Annotated in this window: 24 protein-coding genes, 1 tRNA gene and 1 pseudogene; 6 read left to right on the top strand and 20 right to left on the bottom strand. The window is 58.7% G+C overall.

Annotated elements, in window-relative coordinates:
- Positions 1–23 precede the first annotated feature (23 nt).
- Positions 24–308, top strand: coding sequence for a hypothetical protein (locus tag ACUXVH_RS26065; RefSeq protein ID WP_019094684.1), 285 nt, complete (start codon positions 24–26; stop codon positions 306–308).
- 97 nt (positions 309–405) lie between these two features.
- On the top strand, positions 406–615 hold the full coding sequence (locus ACUXVH_RS26070; RefSeq protein ID WP_011060426.1) for a hypothetical protein: 210 nt from the start codon (positions 406–408) through the stop codon (positions 613–615).
- 284 nt (positions 616–899) lie between these two features.
- Here the strand turns inward: ACUXVH_RS26070 and ACUXVH_RS26075 are convergent.
- The 3 genes from ACUXVH_RS26075 to ACUXVH_RS26085 all read right to left on the bottom strand — a co-directional run bounded on the left by ACUXVH_RS26075 (position 900) and on the right by ACUXVH_RS26085 (position 3,247).
- Positions 900–2,035, bottom strand: a protein-coding gene (locus tag ACUXVH_RS26075; protein ID WP_220803016.1) for an IS3 family transposase whose coding sequence is annotated in 2 segments (ribosomal slippage) — positions 900–1,783 and positions 1,783–2,035 — 1,137 coding nt in all. Because the reading frame shifts where the segments join, the coding sequence is not laid out codon by codon here.
- Positions 2,036–2,191: 156 nt separating this feature from the next.
- Positions 2,192–2,500 (bottom strand): DUF2513 domain-containing protein, encoded by a 309-nt coding sequence (locus ACUXVH_RS26080; RefSeq protein ID WP_065363492.1) that lies wholly within the window; start codon positions 2,498–2,500, stop codon positions 2,192–2,194.
- Positions 2,501–2,914: 414 nt separating this feature from the next.
- Complete coding sequence (locus tag ACUXVH_RS26085) at positions 2,915–3,247, bottom strand: hypothetical protein (RefSeq protein ID WP_141679899.1); 333 nt, start codon at positions 3,245–3,247, stop codon at positions 2,915–2,917.
- A 318-nt stretch (positions 3,248–3,565) separates the two neighbouring features.
- Between ACUXVH_RS26085 and ACUXVH_RS26090 the strand changes: the two are divergent.
- A pseudogene (locus ACUXVH_RS26090) lies at positions 3,566–3,847 on the top strand (integrase); the annotation flags it as partial.
- Positions 3,848–3,936: 89 nt separating this feature from the next.
- On the opposite strand, the gene ACUXVH_RS26095 reads toward ACUXVH_RS26090, so the two are convergent.
- From ACUXVH_RS26095 to thrS, 9 genes are all read right to left on the bottom strand, one after another.
- A tRNA-Pro gene (locus ACUXVH_RS26095) sits at positions 3,937–4,013 on the bottom strand.
- Between the two features lie 88 nt (positions 4,014–4,101).
- Positions 4,102–4,458, bottom strand: a complete 357-nt coding sequence (locus tag ACUXVH_RS26100; RefSeq protein ID WP_007920509.1) for a MerR family transcriptional regulator — start codon at positions 4,456–4,458, stop codon at positions 4,102–4,104.
- A complete protein-coding gene (gene ihfA / locus ACUXVH_RS26105) occupies positions 4,439–4,741 on the bottom strand; it encodes an integration host factor subunit alpha (protein ID WP_002553164.1) in 303 nt (100 codons plus the stop codon). The genes ACUXVH_RS26100 and ihfA overlap by 20 nt, the downstream gene beginning before the upstream one ends.
- A 3-nt stretch (positions 4,742–4,744) precedes the next feature.
- A complete protein-coding gene (gene pheT, locus ACUXVH_RS26110) occupies positions 4,745–7,123 on the bottom strand; it encodes a phenylalanine--tRNA ligase subunit beta (protein ID WP_065363489.1) in 2,379 nt (792 codons plus the stop codon).
- Between the two features lie 35 nt (positions 7,124–7,158).
- Positions 7,159–8,175, bottom strand: a complete 1,017-nt coding sequence (gene pheS, locus ACUXVH_RS26115; RefSeq protein ID WP_011060419.1) for a phenylalanine--tRNA ligase subunit alpha — start codon at positions 8,173–8,175, stop codon at positions 7,159–7,161.
- 110 nt (positions 8,176–8,285) lie between these two features.
- The gene (rplT, locus tag ACUXVH_RS26120) at positions 8,286–8,642 is read right to left on the bottom strand and encodes a 50S ribosomal protein L20 (RefSeq protein ID WP_011060418.1); all 357 of its coding nucleotides are present in this window, start codon (positions 8,640–8,642) and stop codon (positions 8,286–8,288) included.
- 30 nt (positions 8,643–8,672) lie between these two features.
- Positions 8,673–8,867 carry a 50S ribosomal protein L35 gene (gene rpmI / locus ACUXVH_RS26125; protein ID WP_002553160.1) on the bottom strand — a complete coding sequence of 65 codons (195 nt, stop codon included), beginning with the start codon at positions 8,865–8,867 and terminating at the stop codon, positions 8,673–8,675.
- A gap of 60 nt (positions 8,868–8,927) precedes the next feature.
- The gene (infC, locus tag ACUXVH_RS26130; RefSeq protein ID WP_169893379.1) at positions 8,928–9,479 is read right to left on the bottom strand and encodes a translation initiation factor IF-3; all 552 of its coding nucleotides are present in this window, start codon (positions 9,477–9,479) and stop codon (positions 8,928–8,930) included.
- Complete coding sequence (gene thrS, locus ACUXVH_RS26135) at positions 9,479–11,401, bottom strand: threonine--tRNA ligase (protein WP_011060417.1); 1,923 nt, start codon at positions 11,399–11,401, stop codon at positions 9,479–9,481. The genes infC and thrS overlap by 1 nt, the downstream gene beginning before the upstream one ends.
- 384 nt (positions 11,402–11,785) lie before the next feature.
- Between thrS and ACUXVH_RS26140 the strand changes: the two genes are divergently transcribed.
- Together ACUXVH_RS26140 and ACUXVH_RS26145 are read left to right on the top strand one after the other, a co-directional pair.
- Positions 11,786–12,085: a hypothetical protein gene (locus ACUXVH_RS26140; RefSeq protein ID WP_011060416.1), complete on the top strand. Its 300-nt coding sequence runs from the start codon at positions 11,786–11,788 to the stop codon at positions 12,083–12,085.
- 292 nt (positions 12,086–12,377) lie between these two features.
- On the top strand, positions 12,378–12,590 hold the full coding sequence (locus ACUXVH_RS26145; RefSeq protein ID WP_003179963.1) for a cold-shock protein: 213 nt from the start codon (positions 12,378–12,380) through the stop codon (positions 12,588–12,590).
- Between the two features lie 71 nt (positions 12,591–12,661).
- Here ACUXVH_RS26145 and ACUXVH_RS26150 read toward each other — a convergent pair whose 3' ends face one another.
- Entirely contained in the window at positions 12,662–12,973 is a 312-nt protein-coding gene (locus ACUXVH_RS26150) for an I78 family peptidase inhibitor (protein ID WP_015634923.1), read from the bottom strand.
- Positions 12,974–13,134: 161 nt separating this feature from the next.
- Positions 13,135–13,440 (bottom strand): hypothetical protein, encoded by a 306-nt coding sequence (locus ACUXVH_RS26155; RefSeq protein ID WP_011060414.1) that lies wholly within the window; start codon positions 13,438–13,440, stop codon positions 13,135–13,137.
- A 165-nt stretch (positions 13,441–13,605) separates the two neighbouring features.
- Here ACUXVH_RS26155 and ACUXVH_RS26160 point away from each other — a divergent pair, with 165 nt between their 5' ends.
- A complete protein-coding gene (locus ACUXVH_RS26160; RefSeq protein WP_011060413.1) occupies positions 13,606–13,818 on the top strand; it encodes a hypothetical protein in 213 nt (70 codons plus the stop codon).
- 33 nt (positions 13,819–13,851) lie between these two features.
- Here ACUXVH_RS26160 and ACUXVH_RS26165 read toward each other — a convergent pair whose 3' ends face one another.
- The 6 genes from ACUXVH_RS26165 to ACUXVH_RS26190 are packed head-to-tail and all read right to left on the bottom strand — an operon-like array spanning position 13,852 to position 19,815.
- Positions 13,852–14,880 carry a nucleoside hydrolase gene (locus ACUXVH_RS26165; protein WP_011060412.1) on the bottom strand — a complete coding sequence of 343 codons (1,029 nt, stop codon included), beginning with the start codon at positions 14,878–14,880 and terminating at the stop codon, positions 13,852–13,854.
- A 41-nt stretch (positions 14,881–14,921) separates the two neighbouring features.
- Complete coding sequence (gene rbsD / locus ACUXVH_RS26170) at positions 14,922–15,326, bottom strand: D-ribose pyranase (RefSeq protein ID WP_445496287.1); 405 nt, start codon at positions 15,324–15,326, stop codon at positions 14,922–14,924.
- Positions 15,323–16,240, bottom strand: coding sequence for a ribokinase (gene rbsK, locus ACUXVH_RS26175; protein WP_053157380.1), 918 nt, complete (start codon positions 16,238–16,240; stop codon positions 15,323–15,325). The genes rbsD and rbsK overlap by 4 nt, the downstream gene beginning before the upstream one ends.
- Before the next feature lie 24 nt (positions 16,241–16,264).
- Positions 16,265–17,287: a LacI family DNA-binding transcriptional regulator gene (locus ACUXVH_RS26180; protein ID WP_445496289.1), complete on the bottom strand. Its 1,023-nt coding sequence runs from the start codon at positions 17,285–17,287 to the stop codon at positions 16,265–16,267.
- A gap of 3 nt (positions 17,288–17,290) precedes the next feature.
- Positions 17,291–18,265 (bottom strand): ABC transporter permease, encoded by a 975-nt coding sequence (locus ACUXVH_RS26185; protein WP_445496291.1) that lies wholly within the window; start codon positions 18,263–18,265, stop codon positions 17,291–17,293.
- Positions 18,262–19,815, bottom strand: coding sequence for a sugar ABC transporter ATP-binding protein (locus ACUXVH_RS26190; RefSeq protein WP_015634919.1), 1,554 nt, complete (start codon positions 19,813–19,815; stop codon positions 18,262–18,264). Before ACUXVH_RS26190 ends, ACUXVH_RS26185 begins: the two co-directional genes overlap by 4 nt.
- Positions 19,816–19,863 lie beyond the last annotated feature (48 nt).

Here is a 19,863-nt window from a genome sequence, read left to right on the forward strand (position 1 = left end):
CTCGTCGACAGGAGTGTTCAGTGATGCGTAATCTGCGTGGCCTTGTCTTGCTTGTCGTCGCTGCGGCTTCGGTCTCGGCTTGCACCACACAACTGACGGAAGCAGGAAGGCAGGTCGATCTGGTGACGGCCTCCTCGGCACAGGCCTGCAAGGTTCTGACGGCATTTACCGTGAAGGGCTCCTCCAACGGGGACGCGCTGAATATGGCCTTCAATAAAGCAGCCGAACTTGGCGCCGACAGCATGAGCGTCGTCAACGTCGGTAGCGCCTCCGACATACAAGCCGCGGCCTTGAAATGTCGTCAGTGACAGGCCTTCCATGAATCTCGCCAGACCGAACCGGAAACCGAACACTGGCAAACCCATCATCCAGTTCGCCAACAAACCACAATCGAGGCCTCAGCCCATGCCTAGAAAAGAGCCGGAGGATGCCAAGGCAGTCACTGCCGCCGATATCGAGCGCTCCATCCAGGCCTTGAACAAGATGGCCGAGCGCCTCTGGGGTCAGGGTCGGGAAACCGAGGCACAAGCCTTGCTCAATGCCCTGGACGCACTCAACCGAGCGCTGGACCGAATCAGGATTGGCGAAAACCGGCGCATTGCCACCCTCCACTAGGCAGAGTGAGCCAGCCGCAACAAGCGCCAAGTCATGGACGTGGCAGGAGTAGTTGCCACCCGTGCGCCCTCCCCCCCATCGAGCCGATAACCTAGCAAGCCAGGCCGAACCCGCTCATCAATCCGGGCACCAAGCCCCAGATTGGAACCCGGTCACAGCTACTCCTTGGGAACCCAATCAACCGCGCAGGAAAATTGAATTCCACGAGCGCGGATTCAGTCCACAACTATGAACACAGTAAATCTGACGTGGACTACCCTCATTCCAATAGACATTTCCCAGCCTCATAACAAGGCGCTTTCAAAGGCCTCGGGGCTGACGCCACCCAAGTGGCTATGGCGACGGGTTCGGTTGTAGAAAACCTCGATGTAGTCGAATAAGTCGGCCCGGGCCAAGTCTCGGGTTTTGTAGATGCGTTTGCGGATGCGCTCTTTCTTCAAGCTGCTGAAAAAGGTCTCGGCTACCGCATTGTCCCAGCAATTTCCACGTCGGCTCATGCTGGGCTCCAGGTTGTTGGCAGCGCAGAAACGCTTCCAGTCATCGCTACCGTATTGGCTGCCCTGATCGGAATGTACGATGACGCGCGTTTTCGGTTTTCGCCGCCAAAGCGCCATAAGCAAGGCGTCCAAGGCAAGTTCGCGAGCCAGCGTTGGCTTCATAGACCATCCAACCACCTTGCGCGCATACAGATCCACTACCACTGCCAAGTACAGCCAGCCTTGCCAGGTTCGAATGTAGGTAATGTCGGTCACCCACGCCTTATTGGGGGCGTCGACGGTGAACTCCCGATTGAGATGGTTGGGAGCGATGATTGAAGGCCGCCCGGTGATCGGCCGGGGGGCCTTGTAGCCACGCAGTGCCTTGATCTTGTGCGTGCGCATCAAACGAGCAACACGGTGCTTACCGCAGGTTTCGCCCGCTTCCCGAAGATCGCCAAAGACACGTCGTGCGCCATAAACACCGCGACTTGCCGCGTAGGAACTGCGAATCAACTGGAGCAGTCGGTGATTGTCCTGATCGCGGTCGGAAACGGGCTTGTGCAGCCATTGATAGAACCCAGCACGAGCAATCCGCAGTACTTTGCACATTGTGGTAATTGCGTGCTGATGGCGATGCTCGTTCATGAAGCGGTACTTCACTCGGGCTCCCTGGCAAAGTACCGCGCGGCTTTTTTTAAAATATCCCGCTCCTCTTCAAGGCGACGCATCTGGGCCCGCAGTCGCAAGATTTCGCTCTTGGCTTCCAGTAGTTCGCTGGCTTGCTTCTCCGACTTGTCGGGAGTGACGGCCTTTACCCATTTGTAGAGGCTGTGAGTAGAGACGCCGAGGCGTGCGGCAATTTCTGCCACTGAGTATCCGCGTTCGATGATCTGCCTGACGGCTTCGGCCTTGAATTCCGGGGTGAATCGCTGGGTGCTCATAGACTTCCTCCTATGCTCAAAGCGTAGGCCGGGGATGTCTATCGTACCGGGGGCAGTCCAAATACCGCGTCCAGGCCCACCCTAGCTGTGTTCACTTCACAAAACATAAAGCGCCGCGCAATGTCGGAGGGCCAACTTGAAAACTTCAACAGATGGTCACTTTTCGGGGATGTACCCAGGAGAGTTGCACTCTAGATAGTCATGTCCTGCCCAAGTCATTTGAAAGTAATCGGATTGGGACCACCCTTTTATCTCTTCATCTTTGGTTAATTTTACGAAGCCTGCCGTTTCGAGAATGTGAAGATGATAGTCGGCCACCCTCCGCAGGTCTGAAATGCCGAGGCCTGAACTCAAAGCGCTGTTGACGAACTCCTGGCGCAGTTCGTAGCGCTGGATGGCGAACCCGCCAGGTTCTTCAGCCAAGATGTTCAGCAACTGCAACGCGATATCTTTGTTCCTGCGCATTCATATCCCTCTGCAGATAATGCCAAATGGCCACGCCGAGGTTATCGCACTTGCGCATAAACGAAAACGCCCCGGCGGATGCCAGGGCCTGAATAGGTGCACGCGTCTTCCTGCGCTGTCTGCCAAAGACCAGCGTCGACGCCCCGTTGCATCGATCTCGCCAGGACCAGTCTCGCGCCACCCCGACAGCATGGTGAGGTAAGGGTGCGCGGGCTGCCGGTGTTTTTCCGTTGTACTGCACTTGCCGGCTTATCAGTAGCCAGGCCTTCCGTGAGGCTGCGCTCGCTGCAGGGAATCCGAAAGACATCCGGGAAAACGTCCACTTCGGTAGCGGCTTTCCTCAGAGGCACAAAAAAGCCCGGCACAGGTCCGGGCTTTTCTATTTCATCCAGGCTTATGGATCAGGTGGCACCGTTAAGCCAGCAAATCCCATGTCAATGCGATTGCGCCACCCGGAGTAGACGAGTATGTCCACAGCGCTTTGCCCGCAGGGATGCGAATCGGGTATGGCATAACAACCTCCGAGTTGCTATTCGTGATATGAGAACCGTTGCCGGAGAAGATGATTGCTGAATCGGCAAGGGAAGAACCGGTCGGCCCTACATATAGATCAACGGTACCGCTCGAGGGGGCGATCAGACCGGTCTGGATGATCAGACCACCAGTGTTTTGTGCTGCCGATACAATCTCCACAATCCCGTTCGGGAGCAGTGTAGTGAAGTGCTTACCCATAGTTACTGCGTTCATTTTGTTACCTTTGAATGGAATGATTGGCTGCGGGAAATTCCGCATTCATGTCGCTCAAAGGCGATGGCTAGAAGCTCAGGGCTTTCACTCGATCCAAGAGCTCAGTACCAGCAGCAAGCTGGCTTTCACTACTTTGGAACACGAGGAGTAGGATCACTATCTCAACAAAATACTGTACATGCAACCAGTATTTTGTGTGCTATTCCCATTCCTACAAATCTCACTCTACCGATAACGTTCTCGGCGCCGACGTCCTATCGCATCGATCGCACCTCTCCACAAGCATGTGAGGTCAGAGTGCACGGGCTGACGACGTTGAAGGAACACTGGACGCAGGTCGAAGAACGATATTTGACGCGGGCCTTCAAAGAGGCCCGGGAAGCGGCGGGTTGCTACAAGGGATGGAAAGAGGAGGAAATGCCGGGCTTCCATGAAGTGCGGGCGCTGTCACTGCACCTGTATCAGAAAGCCGGAAAGGATGGTCAGAAGATCGCCGGCCACTCCAGCGAGACGATGACCCAAAACTACCAGGAAGACCACGCCGAAATTGTTTGGTCAGAAGCAATTCCAAACCTAAATATCAGCGAAATTACCGAATAGTTTTGCGCGATTATTGCGCGGGTTTTGCGCAGGCACAAAAAAGCCGATCTAGATGATCGGCTTAAGTGTCTGATTTAAATCAGAAAATATGGTCGGGACGGAGTGATTCGAACACTCGACCCCTAGCACCCCATGCTAGTGCGCTACCGGACTGCGCTACGCCCCGACTAGGCGTGAAACCTGTTTCACTTCTCAGGAAACGTTGAGGAATATACCGCAAGCTTTTGAAAAGTGGAAGTATTTAAAACAGAGAATTACTTTTTTAGCACCACAAGCACATCTTCCAGCTCAGAGATCATCTGACGGATCAGTTGCTTGTACTGGGTGGTATCGTCTTTGGCCTCATCGCCGGAAAGACGCAGGCGCGCCCCGCCAATGGTGAACCCCTGGTCATAAAGCAACGCGCGGATCTGCCGGATCATCAGCACATCCTGGCGCTGATAATACCGGCGATTTCCGCGGCGCTTGACGGGGTTGAGTTGAGGAAACTCCTGCTCCCAATAACGCAGCACATGCGGTTTGACCGCACAGAGCTCACTGACCTCACCAATGGTGAAGTAGCGCTTGCCCGGAATGACCGGGAGCTCGTCGTTATGACTTGGTTCCAGCATAAGCCTCAACTCGGGCCTTCAACTTCTGCCCTGGACGAAAGGTGACCACACGGCGCGCCGTGATCGGGATTTCTTCACCCGTTTTCGGGTTGCGGCCAGGACGCTGGCGTTTATCCCGAAGGTCGAAGTTACCGAAACCGGACAATTTGACCTGTTCGTTATCTTCGAGAGCGTGCCTGATTTCTTCAAAGAATAGCTCGACCAATTCCTTGGCCTCGCGTTTATTCAGGCCTAGCTCTTCGTAGAGACGTTCGGCCATTTCAGCTTTCGTCAGAGCCCCCATACGTCACTTCCTTAACGTGGCGTTCAACCTTTGTTCGAGCGAGGTGAGGATATTTTGCGTCGTAGAGTTCACCTCATCGTCGTTAAGAGTGCGCGATGGATGCTGCCAGGTCAAGCCGACGGCAAGGCTTTTTCTATGAGGATCAATGCCTTTACCCTGATAGACGTCAAACAGCCTTAGGTCTGTCAGCCACTCACCTGCATTTTCACGGATTACGTCCAGAACGGCGCTGGCCGCCACGTCACGATCCGCCAGCAATGCCAGGTCGCGACGCACTTCCGGGAAGCGCGACAGCTCATGGAACTTCGGCAAACGCCCTTGAGCCACTTCACTCAGGACCAGTTCAAACACATAGACAGGGCGGTCCAGGCCGAGATTCTTCGCCAGCTCTGGGTGAATAGCCCCCAGGAAACCGACTTCACGACCGTCACGCTCGATGCGAGCCGTCTGACCAGGATGAAGCGCTGGATGCTTGCCCGGCACAAAGGTGAATGCATCAAGAGCACCGGCAAAACCCAGTACCGCTTCGACATCCGCCTTGACGTCGAAGAAGTCCACGCCATCGCGACCTTGCGCCCAGCCTTCAGGCAAGCGGCTGCCACATACAACACCTGCCAGCATCGGCTGCTGCTTCAAACCTTCCAGCTGACCAACAAAACGCAGGCCGCTTTCAAACATGCGGACACGATCCTGCTGACGGTTCAGGTTGTGCTGAAGCGCCTTGACCAGGCCCGGCCACAGAGAGGAACGCATGGCTGCCATGTCGGCCGAAATCGGATTGGCCAGCAACAGCGGTTCGACGCCTGGGTTGAACAGTTCGAACAGCTTCGGATCGATGAAGCTGTAGGTGATCGCTTCCTGATAGCCACGAGCAACCAGCAAACGACGCAGAGCAGGCAGGTCACCCTCGGCCTCGGCCTTGGCCTGAGGCGCCAGACGAGCCTGCGGATAGCGAACCGGAAGACGGTTGTAACCATAAAGACGTGCCAGCTCTTCGATCAGGTCAACCTCAAGACTGATATCGAAGCGATGGCTCGGCACCTCAATACGCCACTGCCCTGCCCCATCGGCAGTTACAGTCAGGCCCAGGGCGGTGAGCAAACGCTCTACCTCGAGGCCGTCGATTTCCATGCCCAGCATCTGAGTGATGCGTTCAGCGCGCAAGGTGACAGGCGCAACGGATGGCAGATGCTGCTCGCTGAGCGTTTCAATGATCGGCCCCGCGTCGCCGCCCGTGATTTCCAGCAGCAAGCCAGTAGCCCGCTCCATGGCTTCGCGAGCAAGCTGCCAGTCCACACCACGCTCATAGCGATGGGAAGCATCGGTATGCAGGCCATAGGAGCGTGCCTTGCCAGCAACCGCGATCTGGTCGAAGAAGGCACTTTCCAGAAATACGTCACGGGTATTGGCGGTGACGCCACTGTGCTCCCCCCCCATCACGCCGGCAATCGCCAGGGCTCGGGTATGGTCGGCAATCACCAGGGTATCGCTGCGCAGGGTCACTTCCTGACCGTCGAGCAATACCAGCTTCTCGCCCTCTTCAGCCATTCGTACACGGATGCCGCCATTGATCTCGGCGAGATCGAAGGCATGCAGCGGCTGGCCCAGTTCGAGCATCACGTAGTTGGTGATGTCCACTGCAGCATCGATACTGCGCACATCGGCGCGACGCAGGCGCTCGACCATCCACAGCGGAGTAGGCTTGGACAGGTCGACATTGCGGACGACACGCCCCAGGTAACGTGGGCAGGCAGCCGGAGCCAGCACTTCCACTGGACGCACTTCGTCATGCGCCGCAGGAATCGCCGGCACTTCCGGACGCTGCACCTTGGCCGCGTACAAGGCACCCACTTCACGGGCCATGCCGGCCAGGGACAGGCAGTCCCCGCGGTTAGGGGTCAGGTCGACCTCGATGCTGGCATCGTCCAGGCTCAGGTAGGTGCGAACGTCCTCACCCACCGGCGCATCGACCGGCAACTCCATGAGGCCGTCATTGCCCTCACCGATTTGCAGCTCAGCCTGGGAGCACAGCATGCCGTTGGATTCCACACCACGCAGCTTGGCCTTCTTGATCTTGAAGTCGCCCGGCAACTGAGCACCGATCATGGCGAACGGGACCTTCAGGCCCGGGCGCACGTTCGGCGCGCCGCAGACAACCTGGAAGGTTTCCGAACCATTGCTGACCTGGCAAACGCGCAGCTTGTCGGCATCCGGGTGTTGCTCGGTGCTCAACACCTCGCCCACTACCACGCCACTGAAATCACCGGCGGCCGGCGTTACGCTGTCGACCTCAAGACCGGCCATCGATAGACGGGCTACCAGCTCGTCACGACTTACCTGCGGGCTAACCCAGCCGCGCAGCCATTGTTCACTGAATTTCATCCTGCTCTCCTAATAGATTCGTTACGGACGCGCGACTAGCGAAATTGCGCAAGGAACCGCAAGTCGTTGTCGAAGAACAGGCGCAAGTCATTGACACCGTAACGCAGCATGGCCAGACGCTCGGCGCCCATGCCGAAGGCAAAGCCCTGGAACTCTTCCGGATCGATCCCGGACATACGCAGCACGTTCGGATGAACCATGCCGCATCCCATGACTTCCAGCCAGCCAGTCTGCTTGCAGACCCGGCAGCCTTTACCGCTGCACATCACGCATTCCATATCGACTTCGGCGGAAGGCTCGGTGAACGGGAAGTACGAAGGACGGAAACGCACCGCCAGTTCCTTCTCGAAGAACACCCGCAGGAACTCTTCGATCGTGCCCTTCAGGTCGGCAAAATTGATGTCACGATCGACCAGCAGGCCTTCGACCTGGTGAAACATCGGCGAGTGGGTGATATCGGAGTCGCTACGATAGACACGGCCCGGGCAGACAATGCGAATCGGCGGCTGCTGCGACTCCATGGTGCGGACCTGTACCGGTGAGGTATGGGTGCGCAACAACATGTTCGCGTTGAAATAGAAGGTGTCGTGCATCGACCGGGCCGGGTGGTGGCCTGGGATGTTGAGCGCTTCAAAGTTGTGATAGTCGTCTTCAACCTCAGGGCCTTCGGCGATGCCGTAGCCAATATGAGTGAAGAACTGTTCGATACGCTCCAGGGTCCGCGTAATCGGGTGCAGACCGCCCGAGGTCTGGCCACGGCCCGGCAGAGTGACGTCAATGCACTCGGCGGCGAGCTTGGCGCTGAGTTCCGCCTCCTCGAAAGCCGCTTTGCGAGCATTGAGAACCTCTGTTACACGCTCCTTGGCAACGTTGATCAGCGCACCGACTTGCGGACGCTCTTCGGCAGGCAGGTTGCCCAGGGTCTTCATCACCTGAGTCAGCTCGCCCTTCTTGCCAAGGAAGTGAACCCGGATCTGTTCCAGGGCATTGATGTCTTCAGCGTGTTGCACGGCCTCAAGTGCTTGAGAAACCAGCGCATCCAGGTTTTCCATGTACAGACTCCAGATACAAAATAGGGGAAGAGCTTGAAGGCTCTTCCCCTATTTATGACGTTTAACATCTGGGCTCACGAAAGGTGAGCCCGGATGACTGTCGGGGGTACTTAAGCCAAGGTGGCTTTAGCTTTCTCGACAATCGCAGCAAACGCCGCTTTTTCGTTCACTGCCAGATCAGCCAGAACCTTACGGTCGATCTCGATGGACGCCTTTTTCAGGCCAGCGATCAGACGGCTGTACGACAGGCCGTTATTACGAGCACCAGCGTTGATACGAGCAATCCACAGAGCGCGGAACTGACGTTTTTTCTGACGACGGTCACGGTAGGCGTATTGGCCTGCCTTGATTACCGCTTGCTTGGCAACACGGAATACGCGCGAGCGAGCGCCGTAGTAGCCTTTAGCAAGTTTCAGAATTTTTTTGTGACGTTTACGGGCAATGACGCCACGCTTTACACGAGCCATGAGTTACTTCCTCTATTCTTGATCCAAAAATTAACGAAGGCGCAGCATGCGCTCGACTTTTGCCACGTCAGACGGATGCAGCAAGCTGCTACCGCGCAGTTGACGCTTACGCTTGGTCGACATTTTGGTCAGGATGTGGCTCTTGAAAGCGTGCTTGTGCTTGATACCGTTAGCAGTTTTCAGAAACCGCTTAGCAGCACCACTTTTGGTTTTCATCTTTGGCATGTTCGGATACTCCGCATTCAGTTGATAAACATAATCAGAAGGCCTGCCGTGCCCTGTTGATTACTTCTTCTTTTTCGGGGCGATGACCATGATCAGCTGGCGTCCTTCCATCTTAGGATGCTGTTCGACCGAACCGTACTCTTGCAGGTCAGCTTCAACCCGCTTGAGGAGTTCCATCCCCAGCTCCTGGTGGGCCATCTCACGGCCGCGGAATCGCAAGGATACCTTGGCCCTGTCCCCGTCACTCAGGAAACGTACCAGGTTGCGCAGTTTTACCTGGTAATCCCCTTCCTCCGTCCCTGGACGAAACTTGATTTCTTTAACCTGAATCTGCTTCTGGTTCTTCTTCGCAGCAGCAATCTGCTTCTTCTTTTCGAAGATCGACTTGCCGTAATCCATCACCCGGCAAACAGGTGGGACTGCGTCGGCGGAAATTTCCACCAGATCCAGCTTGGCTTCTTCAGCTATACGAAGCGCTTCATCAATCGAGACGATGCCAATCTGCTCGCCGTCAGCGCCAATTAACCGAACCTCGCGTGCCGAGATATTCTCGTTGATCGGGGCTTTCGGTGCAGCTCGTTTATCTTGTCTCATATCACGCTTAATAATAATTACTCCGAATCTTGGCGACCACGCCGGGAAACCGCTTGTGCGAGGAACGCCGAGAATTGGGCGACAGGCATCGAGCCCAGGTCTTCACCTTCACGGGTACGCACAGCGACAGTCTGCATCTCGACCTCCCGATCTCCAATAACCAAGAGATAGGGAACCTTGAGCAAAGTATGCTCGCGGATTTTAAAGCCGATCTTTTCATTTCTCAAGTCGGACTTGGCACGAAATCCGCTTTGATTGAGTGTTTTTTCCACTTCGAGGGCAAAATCTGCCTGTTTATCAGTGATATTCATCACCACGGCCTGAGTCGGAGCCAGCCACGCAGGAAATGCGCCCTCGTAATGCTCGATCAGAATCCCGACAAAACGCTCGAAGGAACCGAGGATCGCCCGGTGCAACATCACCGGATGCTTACGGCTGTTGTCTTCGGAAACGTACTCGGCGCCCAGACGGATCGGCAGGTTGAAGTCCAACTGCAAGGTACCGCACTGCCAGACACGACCCAGGCAGTCCTTCAGCGAGAACTCGATCTTCGGACCGTAGAATGCGCCCTCCCCCGGCTGCAGGTCGTATGGCAGGCCGGCGCTATCCAGCGCAGCTGCCAGTGCGCTTTCCGCACGGTCCCACAGATCATCGGAGCCCACGCGCTTTTCAGGGCGAGTGGACAGCTTCATCTCGATGTCCTTGAAGCCGAAGTCGGCATAGACATCCATGGTCAGTTTGATGAACGCCGCAGACTCGGCCTGCATCTGGTCTTCAGTACAGAAGATGTGAGCATCATCCTGAGTGAAGCCACGCACACGCATGATGCCGTGCAGAGCGCCCGAGGGTTCATTACGGTGGCAGGCACCGAACTCGGCCAGGCGCATCGGCAACTCGCGGTAGCTCTTCAGGCCCTGATTGAACACCTGCACGTGGCAAGGGCAGTTCATCGGCTTGATTGCGTAGTCGCGGCTTTCCGACTCGGTGGTGAACATGTTCTCGGCGTAGTTGGCCCAGTGCCCGGATTTTTCCCAGAGGCTGCGGTCAACCACCTGCGGAGTCTTGATCTCCAGGTAACCGTTGTCACGCTGCACCTTGCGCATGTACTGCTCGAGCACCTGGTACAGGGTCCAGCCATTAGGGTGCCAGAACACCATGCCCGGCGCTTCTTCCTGGGTATGGAACAGGCCCAGGCGCTTGCCGATCTTGCGATGATCGCGCTTCTCGGCCTCTTCGATACGCTGGATGTAGGCAGCGAGCTGCTTCTTGTCCGCCCAGGCAGTACCGTAGATCCGCTGCAACTGCTCGTTCTTGGCATCACCGCGCCAGTAGGCACCGGACAACTTGGTCAGCTTGAAGGACTTCAGGAAACGCGTGTTCGGCACGTGCGGACCGCGGCACATGTCGACATATTCTTCGTGGTAGTACAGGCCCATCGCCTGCTCGTTCGGCATGTCTTCGACCAAACGCAGCTTGTAGTCCTCGCCGCGGGCCTTGAACACCTCGATCACTTCGGCGCGCGGCGTGACCTTCTTGATCACGTCGTAGTCCTTCTCGATCAGCTGCTGCATGCGCTGCTCGATGGCGGCCATATCCTCAGGCGTGAAAGGACGCTCATAGGCGATGTCGTAATAGAAGCCTTCATCGATGACCGGACCGATGACCATTTTCGCGGTCGGATACAACTGCTTGACCGCATGCCCCACCAAGTGAGCGCAAGAGTGGCGAATGATCTCCAGCCCCTCTTCGTCCTTTGGCGTGATGATTTGCAGGGTTGCATCGCCGTCGATCACGTCGCAGGCGTCGACCAGCTTGCCGTTGACCTTGCCAGCCAATGTGGCCTTGGCCAGGCCCGCGCCAATGGAAGCGGCGACCTCGGCTACGGATACTGCGTGATCGAATGAACGTTGACTGCCGTCGGGAAGAGTAATAGTGGGCATGGCGCCTCCTCTCCTAGTGGTGACCCCTACCAAAGGTCACGTGGGTTGGGATGAGCCAGTACGCGATTCAGTCCGGCCGTTCTGCTACGAACGCCTGCCTCACAGTGGCAAGAGCCTTGCGGCCAACCGAAAAACCGAACCAGAGTGACTGGGGTTCACATCAAGATTAATGAGGCATAGACGGCAAGGGCTAGAAAAGGCCCAAAGCTTGAAAACACCGAAGCCGGGCATGCTAGCACAGATACATCGCAATCGCCGTGCAGCAAATTATCGCGAGCCTGGTTTACAGTCTTTTATTGTTGAAAGTGAACTTGAGATGTACGTCGAGCCTCAAATAACCGGAGAATCGTCGTCCTTGCTACCGACTTCAGGAGAACCCGACTCATGCGCCTTATCAAACTGCTCGCCCTTGCCGCACCGCTCACCCTGCTACTGCCTTTGAGTGCACAGGCGGCATGGCCTGCCGGAGCACGCGCCGACTACATGAAGGACTGCACCGCGGCGGCCAGCCAGAACATCGACGCCAAGAGCGCCGAAAAGCACTGTGCCTGCGGCGCCGACAAGCTAAATGAAAAATTCACCACCGAGGAGATCAAGGAGCTGATGAGCAAAACCAAGCAACCCAGCGCAGATCTGCGAACCCGAGCACTGGACGCCATCGCTGCTTGCCGGGTGGTCAAATAAGCTGCTGATGCCCGGAACAGGCTGCGCCAGTGCTCGCCACAGAGCCTGAAACGCGGTCTTTTTCACAATTTACGCAGCTTTTACGGGTTTTTTTATTACCCTCTGTTTTACGCCAAAGCCCCTTAAACCGGGGCCTGCAGCCAACTCAGATGGCAAAATACACAGGTACATCGGGCAAAGAGCGCCTCTGGGGGGCTCCCAAGCCGAACATTTCGACTATGATAGCTCGGTGTGCCCAGTTGGCCTGAGCAGCACAGCACTACTGAAAATATATGTTTCTTGGAGATACACCATGTCTAATCGCCAAACCGGCACCGTAAAATGGTTCAACGATGAAAAAGGCTTCGGCTTCATCACTCCTCAAGGTGGCGGTGACGACCTGTTCGTACACTTCAAAGCTATTGAAAGCGACGGTTTCAAAAGCCTGAAAGAAGGCCAGACCGTTTCCTTCGTGGCTGAGAAAGGCCAAAAGGGTATGCAAGCTGCACAAGTTCGCCCTGAGTAATTTCTCAGCGAGCTAAAAAAACCCCGTCCATGTGACGGGGTTTTTTATGCGTGATCCAAAGGCCTCAGCCCTCAACCACAGTTGACCCGGGTCACCACCAGGCCGGCATCAGTGTTCAGGTTCAGGCGATCCGAGCGGTACTCCAGGGTGATCATGTCGTTGGGCTTGAGGAACCGTGCGTACTGCGCTCCTGCGCGTGTACGGGCCTGCTCGAGCAACTCGGGAGAAGCCTTCTTGCCGACAGCGAATTCGGCGGCCGATGCTTCACAACGAGTGTGCCCGGACTCAGCGGCCACAGGCTCCTTTGTCGCCCCGCCAGTGCTGCACCCACCAAGGACGACAGCGGCCAACAAGGTTCCGAATGAAGCGAGCTTCCAAGGCATGAAGCCTCCTTTTCAAAATTAAGCAGAGATCGTGCGACAGCCGAATTGGCTTTTGGTTTCAAAACAAATGGCCATTTGCCGTATCAGGCGAATAGCGGGCAAGTCTGCCTCAGCCGGTGCCACTCTTTCACGGGACAATCGTCACCGGATATGAACGACGCTCAATAGATGTCGATGTAGTCGAACGCCGGCTTGGGCCAGTTCTGTTTGAGCGCATTGAAGATCTGCATCACCCAGACCTCGTCGGCGGCAGCCACCTTGCCGACATACCCGGAGCCGGCCGCCCAGGTTTCCAGGCGAAACAGCAAACCTTCTATCTCGGCACCGCCCACCACCCCCGAAGAGATATAGGCAATTCCGGTTTTGCTCACGCGCAACTGGGTATGCACGTTGTCGCTGGCAGACGCCAGCAGCTGACGCACCGCCTCCAGGGTCAGGGCATCAGGCTGGTTCAAATCGATTTGCACGGAGGCTTCCTTGAGCACAGGAAAAGCCGCAGTGTCGCACAGCACTCGCCTGATGCCTAAGTCGGAGTGCCAAACGCCCGGCAACATGGTTAACTCTGCAACGCAGCAAATACCCGCCCAGAGCCCTGCCCTGGCACCCGCCTTATCCGAATTCGTGAGACTTTCATGGCCACCGTGAGTATCGACGCCGACATCAAAGCCAAATGGCCCCAGGGCCAATGCTCCTACAGCCCGGGGAGCCCAGAGGAGCTGGCGATCATTGGCATAGACCTGCTGGTCAAGGAACTGGGCACCCAGTCCGCCCGAGCCTTCATTGAACAAGTCTTCGAGAAATACCCGGCCGACCACCTGGGCGTACAGGACCCGGAACGGGAATAGAACCCCGCAGGCAGGTACCTGCGGGGGCAAGGTTTACTTGAGACGCGCCAGGCGCTCGGTGAGCAAGTCGAAGAAGCCCTGGGCATCGCCGTTCTCAACCCAGAACACGTTCTTTTCCTGCTTCAGGCCGTCGTACCAATCGACGATGGTCTGGCCGAAGGTCGGCCCCTCGCGGCTGTCGATGACCATATTGGCTTGACGGCCGGTGAACAGCTCGGGCTTGAGCAGGTAGGCAATCACTGTAGCGTCATGCACCGGGCCGCCGGGAATACCGTAGTGCTCCATGTCGCCCTTGACGTACTCGTTGAGAATGTCCCCCACCACCTTGCTGGCGTTGTTGTTTAACGCCGCGATCTTCTGCAGCCGCGCATCGCTGGTCAGCACCTTGTGGGTCACGTCCAGCGGCAGATAGGTCAGTTTGACGCCGCTCTTGAGCACCACTTCGGCCGCCTGGGGGTCGGCGAACAGGTTGAACTCGGCCACCGGCGTAATGTTGCCACCGTTGAAGTGCGCACCGCCCATGACCACCACTTCCTTGATGCCCTGGGTGATGTCCGGTGCCTGGATCAGCGCCAGCGCCAAGTTGGTCTGCGGGCCGAGCATGGCGATGGTGATGCTGTGGGGCTTGGCCGCCCGCAGCGTATCGATCAGGTAGTTGATCGCATTGCCCTTTGCCAGAGGCGCCTTGGGCTCGTGCACCGTCACCCCGGAAATGCCTTCCTTGCCATGGATATTCTCGGCATAGATGGGGGTACGCAGCAGCGGCTTGGGCGCTCCGGCGTATACCGGCACCTCCTCGCGCCCCGCCCACTCACGGGCCAGACGCGCATTGCGCGAGGTCTTGTCCAACCGCACGTTGCCCGCCACCGTGGTCAGGGCGCGGATCTGCAGCTCCTCGGGGGAAGCCAGGGCGAACAGCAGGGCTACCACATCGTCGGCCCCCGGATCGGTGTCGATGATCAGATCGATTTTTTCCGCCGCCTGAGCGCCGGTAGCAGTGAGCAGAGACAAAAGCAGCAGACTCCGGAACCAGTGGTGAAACAACTGAGCATAGCGGCGCATGGCGCACTCCTTGTGCAAGATGGAAAAGGCCCGACAGCGGCCTAGAAGGTCACCCCGGCAATCAGGGCGATATTGCAATACGGCTGGCACTCCCCGGTGCGGATCACCGCACGGGCCTGGCGGCTGAGCACCTTGAAATCCTCGTGGTTCATGAGCTGCCGCTGCCCCAGCTCACCACCGGCGGTCATGCCTTCAAGCGCCGCCAGCGGCGGGGGCTGCTTGAGCAGAATTTCTTCGGCCAGCACATGACGCTCCACCTGCATCTCGCTGAGCAACATCTTCAAGGTAGTGAGAAAGTCGGGAACGCCGTGGGTCAGCGCCAGGTCGATCAACTCCACGCCCGGGGGCACCGGCAGGCCGGCATCGCCGATCACCACGATATCGCCGTGGCCCAGGGACGCGATCAAGCGTGACAGTGCAATGTTGAGCAAAGGTGTCTTTTTCATGAAGGGATAAACGCCTGAACGTCGGACAGCGTGGGAATGGAAGGTTGCGCACCGGCGCGCGTCACCGACAGCGCCGCAGCCACCTGGCCAAAGCGGATGGCCTCGGCTTCGCTCTTGCCGGCAGCCAGGGCCGCGGCAAATCCGCCGACAAAGGTGTCCCCGGCCGCCGTGGTATCGATTGCCTTGACCCTGGGCGCCGGGAAGTGCTCGAAACGCTGGCCATCGGCAAACAGCGAGCCTTGTGCACCGAGGGTGATGATCACCTTGCCAGCACCCGCAGCGATCAAGCGACCGGCAGCCACTTCAGCGCTCTCCAGGGAGTCCACCGCTACCCCGCTCAAGGCCGAAGCCTCGCTCTCGTTGGGAATCAGGTAGTCGATCGCGCCATACCACTGCGCCGGCAGCGGGCCACTGGCCGGCGCCGGATTGAGGATCACCGTCTTGCCCAGTTCGCGCCCGCGCTTGAGGGTGTAGCCCACAGTCGCCAGCGGCACTTCAAGCTGGCAGATGATGACTTGCCCATCCTGCAGCACCCCATCGAACCCGGCGACCTTCTCGGGAGTGAGCTGGCCATTGCCGCCGGCGACGATGACAATCGCATTCTGGCTACTGTCATCCACCACGATCAGCGCCACCCCACTGGAGCCTTCGACCACACTCACCGCCTGGCAATCGATCTGCTCGGCCAGCAAGGCACCTCGCAGTTGCTCGCCATAGGCATCGTCGCCGACACAGCCGACCATCGACACCTGCGCTCCCAGCCTGGCCGCAGCCACCGCCTGATTGGCGCCCTTGCCACCGGATACCGTGGCGAAGGATTTGCCAATCAGCGTCTCGCCCCCTCGGGGCAGGCGCTCGGCCCGAGTCACCAGGTCCATGTTGAGGCTACCCACTACCACTACTTTTGCTGACATACATCGGTACTCAATCAGTTGGGTTCAGCGGTATTCGGCGAAAGCGCCACCCAGCGGCGCCGTCGACTCCCGCAAGACGATATTCGGCGTAACGATGCGCTGGTCGACCGGCAGCTCCCGGCAGGCGATCCGCCGCAGCAGCAACTCTGCCGCGGTTTCCCCCAGTTGCAGGATCGACTGGCCGACCGTGGTCAGCGCCGGGTAGACGTAGCGGCTCATGAGGATGTCGTCGAAGCCGATCACCGAAAGCTCGCTGGGCACGCGGATATTGCGCTCCGCTGCCGCGCGCAGCACCCCGATGCCCATCATGTCGTTGCCAGCGAAAATCGCGCTCGGCGGCTGTCCGCCATCGAGCAACTGCGCGGCTGCGCGATAACCACCAGTGCTACTGAAATCACTTTCCAGGATGCGCTCGGCAGGCGCCTCGACACCGGCCTCACGCAGCGCCTGCTGGAATCCCGCCAGGCGCATCTGCGCCACACTGGTATTGCCCGGGCCGCCGATGCAGGCAATGTCCCGATGCCCCAGCTCCAGCAGGTGTCGGGTGGCCAGGTAGGCACCGTGCTGGTGGTCGATACGCACCAGGTCGGCGTTCACCCCTTCCAGCCCACGGTCGACAATCACCATCGGCGTGCGCACGCCGGCCAGCCCCTGGGCCAGGCCGCTGTCGCCACCGGCCGAGGTGACAATCAACCCGTCGATACGTTTTTCCAGTAATACCCGCAGGTAGTTGCGCTGCTTCTGCTGGTTGTCGTCGGAGTTGCAGAGGATCACGCAGTAGCCGTTGCGTTCGCAATAATCCTCGATCCCCCGAGCCAACTCGGCGAAGTACGGGTTGAGGCTGTTGGGTACCAGCAAGCCGATGGTAGCCGTGGTCTTGGCCTTCAGCGAACGCGCCACCGCGCTGGGCACATAGTCCAGGCGCGCGATAGCGGCCTCGACCTTGACCCGAACTTCCTCACTGACTGGCCGCGTCTTGTTCAGCACATGGGACACCGTGGTGTAGGAAATCCCCGCCAGCGCCGCCACATCCTTGATTGTTGCCATGAATCAAACCCGCCGATTGGCGCGCTGGCTGCGATAAGTGTCCAGCACCACGGCAATCACGATGACCGCACCAGTGATGATGCGCTTGGTCGGTTCGGATGCGCCGATTTGCGCCAGGCCCGCAGCCAGCACGGAAATAATCAAGACGCCAAAGAAGGTACTGATCACCGAACCGCGCCCGCCCATCAGGCTGGTGCCGCCGATCACCACCGCAGCGATGACTTGCAACTCCAGACCGGAGCCCGCGTTCGGGTCTGCCGCTTCCAGGCGAGAAATCTGAAACAGTGCAGCGATACCTGCCAGCAACCCCATCAGGCTGAAGACCAGGATCTTGTAGGGTTTGGGGTTGATCCCCGCCAGACGCACTGCCTCTTCGTTGGTACCGATGCCGATCAGGTAGCGACCGAACACGGTGCGAGTCAGCACCGCCTGGGCCAGGAAAATAATCAGCAGGGCAATGATAAACGACGGCGAAATGCCGAAGGCAATCGGATTCGACAACCAGGCGAAGGCGTCACCGATGTAGGCGGTGCGTGAGCCCGTCATCTGGTAGGCCACGCCGCGGGCCATTTCCAGTACACCCAGGGACACGATGAACGAAGGAATGCGCCAAGCCACGGTGATCGAACCGGTCACCGTTCCCGCCAGCGCCGCGCAAGCCATGCCCAGCAACGCCGCGGGCACCACGCTCCAGCCCCAGCCGAGAATCGCCACGCTGACGGTCGACGCCGCCAGGGCCAGCACCGAGCCCACGGACAGGTCGATGCCACCGATGATCAGGACGAAGGTCATGCCCACCGCCAGCACCATCAGGTCGGGAATCTGGTTGGCCAGGGTACTGAAGGTGTCATAGGACAGAAAATGACTGCTGAGTAGGGAGAACAGCACGATCATCCCCAGCAGCGCCCCCACCAACCCCAGGTAAGTGCCGAGGCCGTAGTAGTGGCCGCCTCGCTTGCCGCTTGCTGCAGTTTTCATGATGCATTCCTAGGCGCCGCTTCATCGATCAGCGCATCTCGTTTTTGATAGCCGGCAAATGCCGCGGCAAGCAGTTCATCCTGGGTCCAGCTGTCGCGCTCGAAGGTATCGATCAGCCGCCCGGCCGAGAGCACGCCGATGCGATCGCAGATCAGCATCAGCTCGCGCAGGTCGCTGGACACCACCACAAGGGCCTTGCCCTGCCGGGTCAACTCCCCCAACAGGCCGTAGATATCGAACTTGGCGCCGACATCGATGCCACGGGTCGGCTCATCGAACAGCAGCACCGAACAGTCGCGCTCCAGCCAGCGGCCGATCACCACCTTCTGCTGGTTGCCACCGGACAGCTCGCTGACCAGTTGCGCCGGGCTGGAGCTGCGGATACGCATGGCGTCGATCTGGCGCCGCGCCAGATGCTCCTCGTCCTGGCCATTGACCAGGCCACTGCTGGAAATCGCCGGCATGTTGCCCAGGGCGATATTGGCGCTGATGGACTGGGTCAACAGCAGCCCCTCACCCTTGCGGTCCTCGGTAATCAGGGCGATGCCGTTGGCCACCGCATCCACTGGCGAGCGGATGCTCACCGGGCGCGCCGGGGTGCCCAGGGCGATGGTGCCGCTGTCGGCGACATCGGCACCGAAGATCAGGCGCAGCAGCTCGGTGCGCCCTGCCCCGATCAACCCGGAAATCCCGAAGATCTCGCCACTGCGGACCTCGAAGGACACATCACGGACTTTGTCCGAGCGGCTGAGGTTGCTCACCGTCAAGGCCGGCGCGCCGATCCGGCGCTCGCCCAGGTCGATGTGCTCGCCCAGCTCGCGACCCACCATCAGGTTCACCAGTTGCTCGCTGTTGTAGTTGGCCATCGGCTCGACACAGACCAGGCAGCCGTCACGCAATACCGCGATGCGCTGGGCAACCCGGGCCAGCTCTTCCAGGCGATGGGAGATATAGATGATCGACACGCCGCGGGCCTGCAGGCGGGTGATCTGCTCGAAGAGCATTTCTACCTCGCGGGACGTGAGCATGGCGGTGGGCTCATCGAGAATCAGCACATGGCAGTCGCCGATCAGGTTACGGGCGATCTCCACCATCTGCTGGTGGCCGATGCCCAGCTCGCCCACCAGGGTGTCGGGGTCGATGGCATCCAGACCGACCTGGGCCATGGCCTCGATCGCCGCTTTGCGCAATTGCCGGCGGCTGATCCAGCCACCACTGCTGGGCAGGTTGTCGAGGAACAGGTTCTCGGCCACCGACAGGGTCGGCAGCAGGTTGAGCTCCTGCATCACCATGCGAATGCCCAGATCCTCGGCCTGGGCGCGACTGCCCGGACGATAATCCTGGCCATTGAACTGCATGTGCCCTGTGGTGGGGCTGACCAGGCCACCGATGATCTTCGACAGGGTGCTCTTGCCGGCACCGTTCTCGCCGGTGAGCGCCAGCACTTCACCGCGCAACAGCGTCAGGTCGATGCCGGTCAACACCGGTTGCGCATAAGTCTTGCCGATACCGCTGACCGATAGGACAGCGTTGGCAGCAGAAACTGACATAGGAAACTCTCCATGCGCCCGCCCAACCGGGCGAGCGCCGTTGTACCG

The organism is Pseudomonas sp. 8(2025), assembly GCF_052665325.1.

Excerpts from the sequence above, each read along its gene's own strand:
- ACUXVH_RS26065 (WP_019094684.1), top strand. The coding sequence starts at position 24 with ATGCGTAATCTGCGTGGCCTTGTCTTGCTTGTCGTCGCTGCGGCTTCG.
- ACUXVH_RS26070 (WP_011060426.1), top strand. The coding sequence starts at position 406 with ATGCCTAGAAAAGAGCCGGAGGATGCCAAGGCAGTCACTGCCGCCGAT.
- ACUXVH_RS26080 (WP_065363492.1), bottom strand. The coding sequence starts at position 2,500 with ATGCGCAGGAACAAAGATATCGCGTTGCAGTTGCTGAACATCTTGGCT.
- ACUXVH_RS26085 (WP_141679899.1), bottom strand. The coding sequence starts at position 3,247 with ATGAACGCAGTAACTATGGGTAAGCACTTCACTACACTGCTCCCGAAC.
- ACUXVH_RS26100 (WP_007920509.1), bottom strand. The coding sequence starts at position 4,458 with ATGCTGGAACCAAGTCATAACGACGAGCTCCCGGTCATTCCGGGCAAG.
- ihfA (WP_002553164.1), bottom strand. The coding sequence starts at position 4,741 with ATGGGGGCTCTGACGAAAGCTGAAATGGCCGAACGTCTCTACGAAGAG.
- pheT (WP_065363489.1), bottom strand. The coding sequence starts at position 7,123 with ATGAAATTCAGTGAACAATGGCTGCGCGGCTGGGTTAGCCCGCAGGTA.
- pheS (WP_011060419.1), bottom strand. The coding sequence starts at position 8,175 with ATGGAAAACCTGGATGCGCTGGTTTCTCAAGCACTTGAGGCCGTGCAA.
- rplT (WP_011060418.1), bottom strand. The coding sequence starts at position 8,642 with ATGGCTCGTGTAAAGCGTGGCGTCATTGCCCGTAAACGTCACAAAAAA.
- rpmI (WP_002553160.1), bottom strand. The coding sequence starts at position 8,867 with ATGCCAAAGATGAAAACCAAAAGTGGTGCTGCTAAGCGGTTTCTGAAA.
- thrS (WP_011060417.1), bottom strand. The coding sequence starts at position 11,401 with ATGCCCACTATTACTCTTCCCGACGGCAGTCAACGTTCATTCGATCAC.
- ACUXVH_RS26140 (WP_011060416.1), top strand. The coding sequence starts at position 11,786 with ATGCGCCTTATCAAACTGCTCGCCCTTGCCGCACCGCTCACCCTGCTA.
- ACUXVH_RS26145 (WP_003179963.1), top strand. The coding sequence starts at position 12,378 with ATGTCTAATCGCCAAACCGGCACCGTAAAATGGTTCAACGATGAAAAA.
- ACUXVH_RS26150 (WP_015634923.1), bottom strand. The coding sequence starts at position 12,973 with ATGCCTTGGAAGCTCGCTTCATTCGGAACCTTGTTGGCCGCTGTCGTC.
- ACUXVH_RS26160 (WP_011060413.1), top strand. The coding sequence starts at position 13,606 with ATGGCCACCGTGAGTATCGACGCCGACATCAAAGCCAAATGGCCCCAG.
- ACUXVH_RS26165 (WP_011060412.1), bottom strand. The coding sequence starts at position 14,880 with ATGCGCCGCTATGCTCAGTTGTTTCACCACTGGTTCCGGAGTCTGCTG.
- rbsD (WP_445496287.1), bottom strand. The coding sequence starts at position 15,326 with ATGAAAAAGACACCTTTGCTCAACATTGCACTGTCACGCTTGATCGCG.
- rbsK (WP_053157380.1), bottom strand. The coding sequence starts at position 16,240 with ATGTCAGCAAAAGTAGTGGTAGTGGGTAGCCTCAACATGGACCTGGTG.
- ACUXVH_RS26180 (WP_445496289.1), bottom strand. The coding sequence starts at position 17,287 with ATGGCAACAATCAAGGATGTGGCGGCGCTGGCGGGGATTTCCTACACC.
- ACUXVH_RS26185 (WP_445496291.1), bottom strand. The coding sequence starts at position 18,265 with ATGAAAACTGCAGCAAGCGGCAAGCGAGGCGGCCACTACTACGGCCTC.
- ACUXVH_RS26190 (WP_015634919.1), bottom strand. The coding sequence starts at position 19,815 with ATGTCAGTTTCTGCTGCCAACGCTGTCCTATCGGTCAGCGGTATCGGC.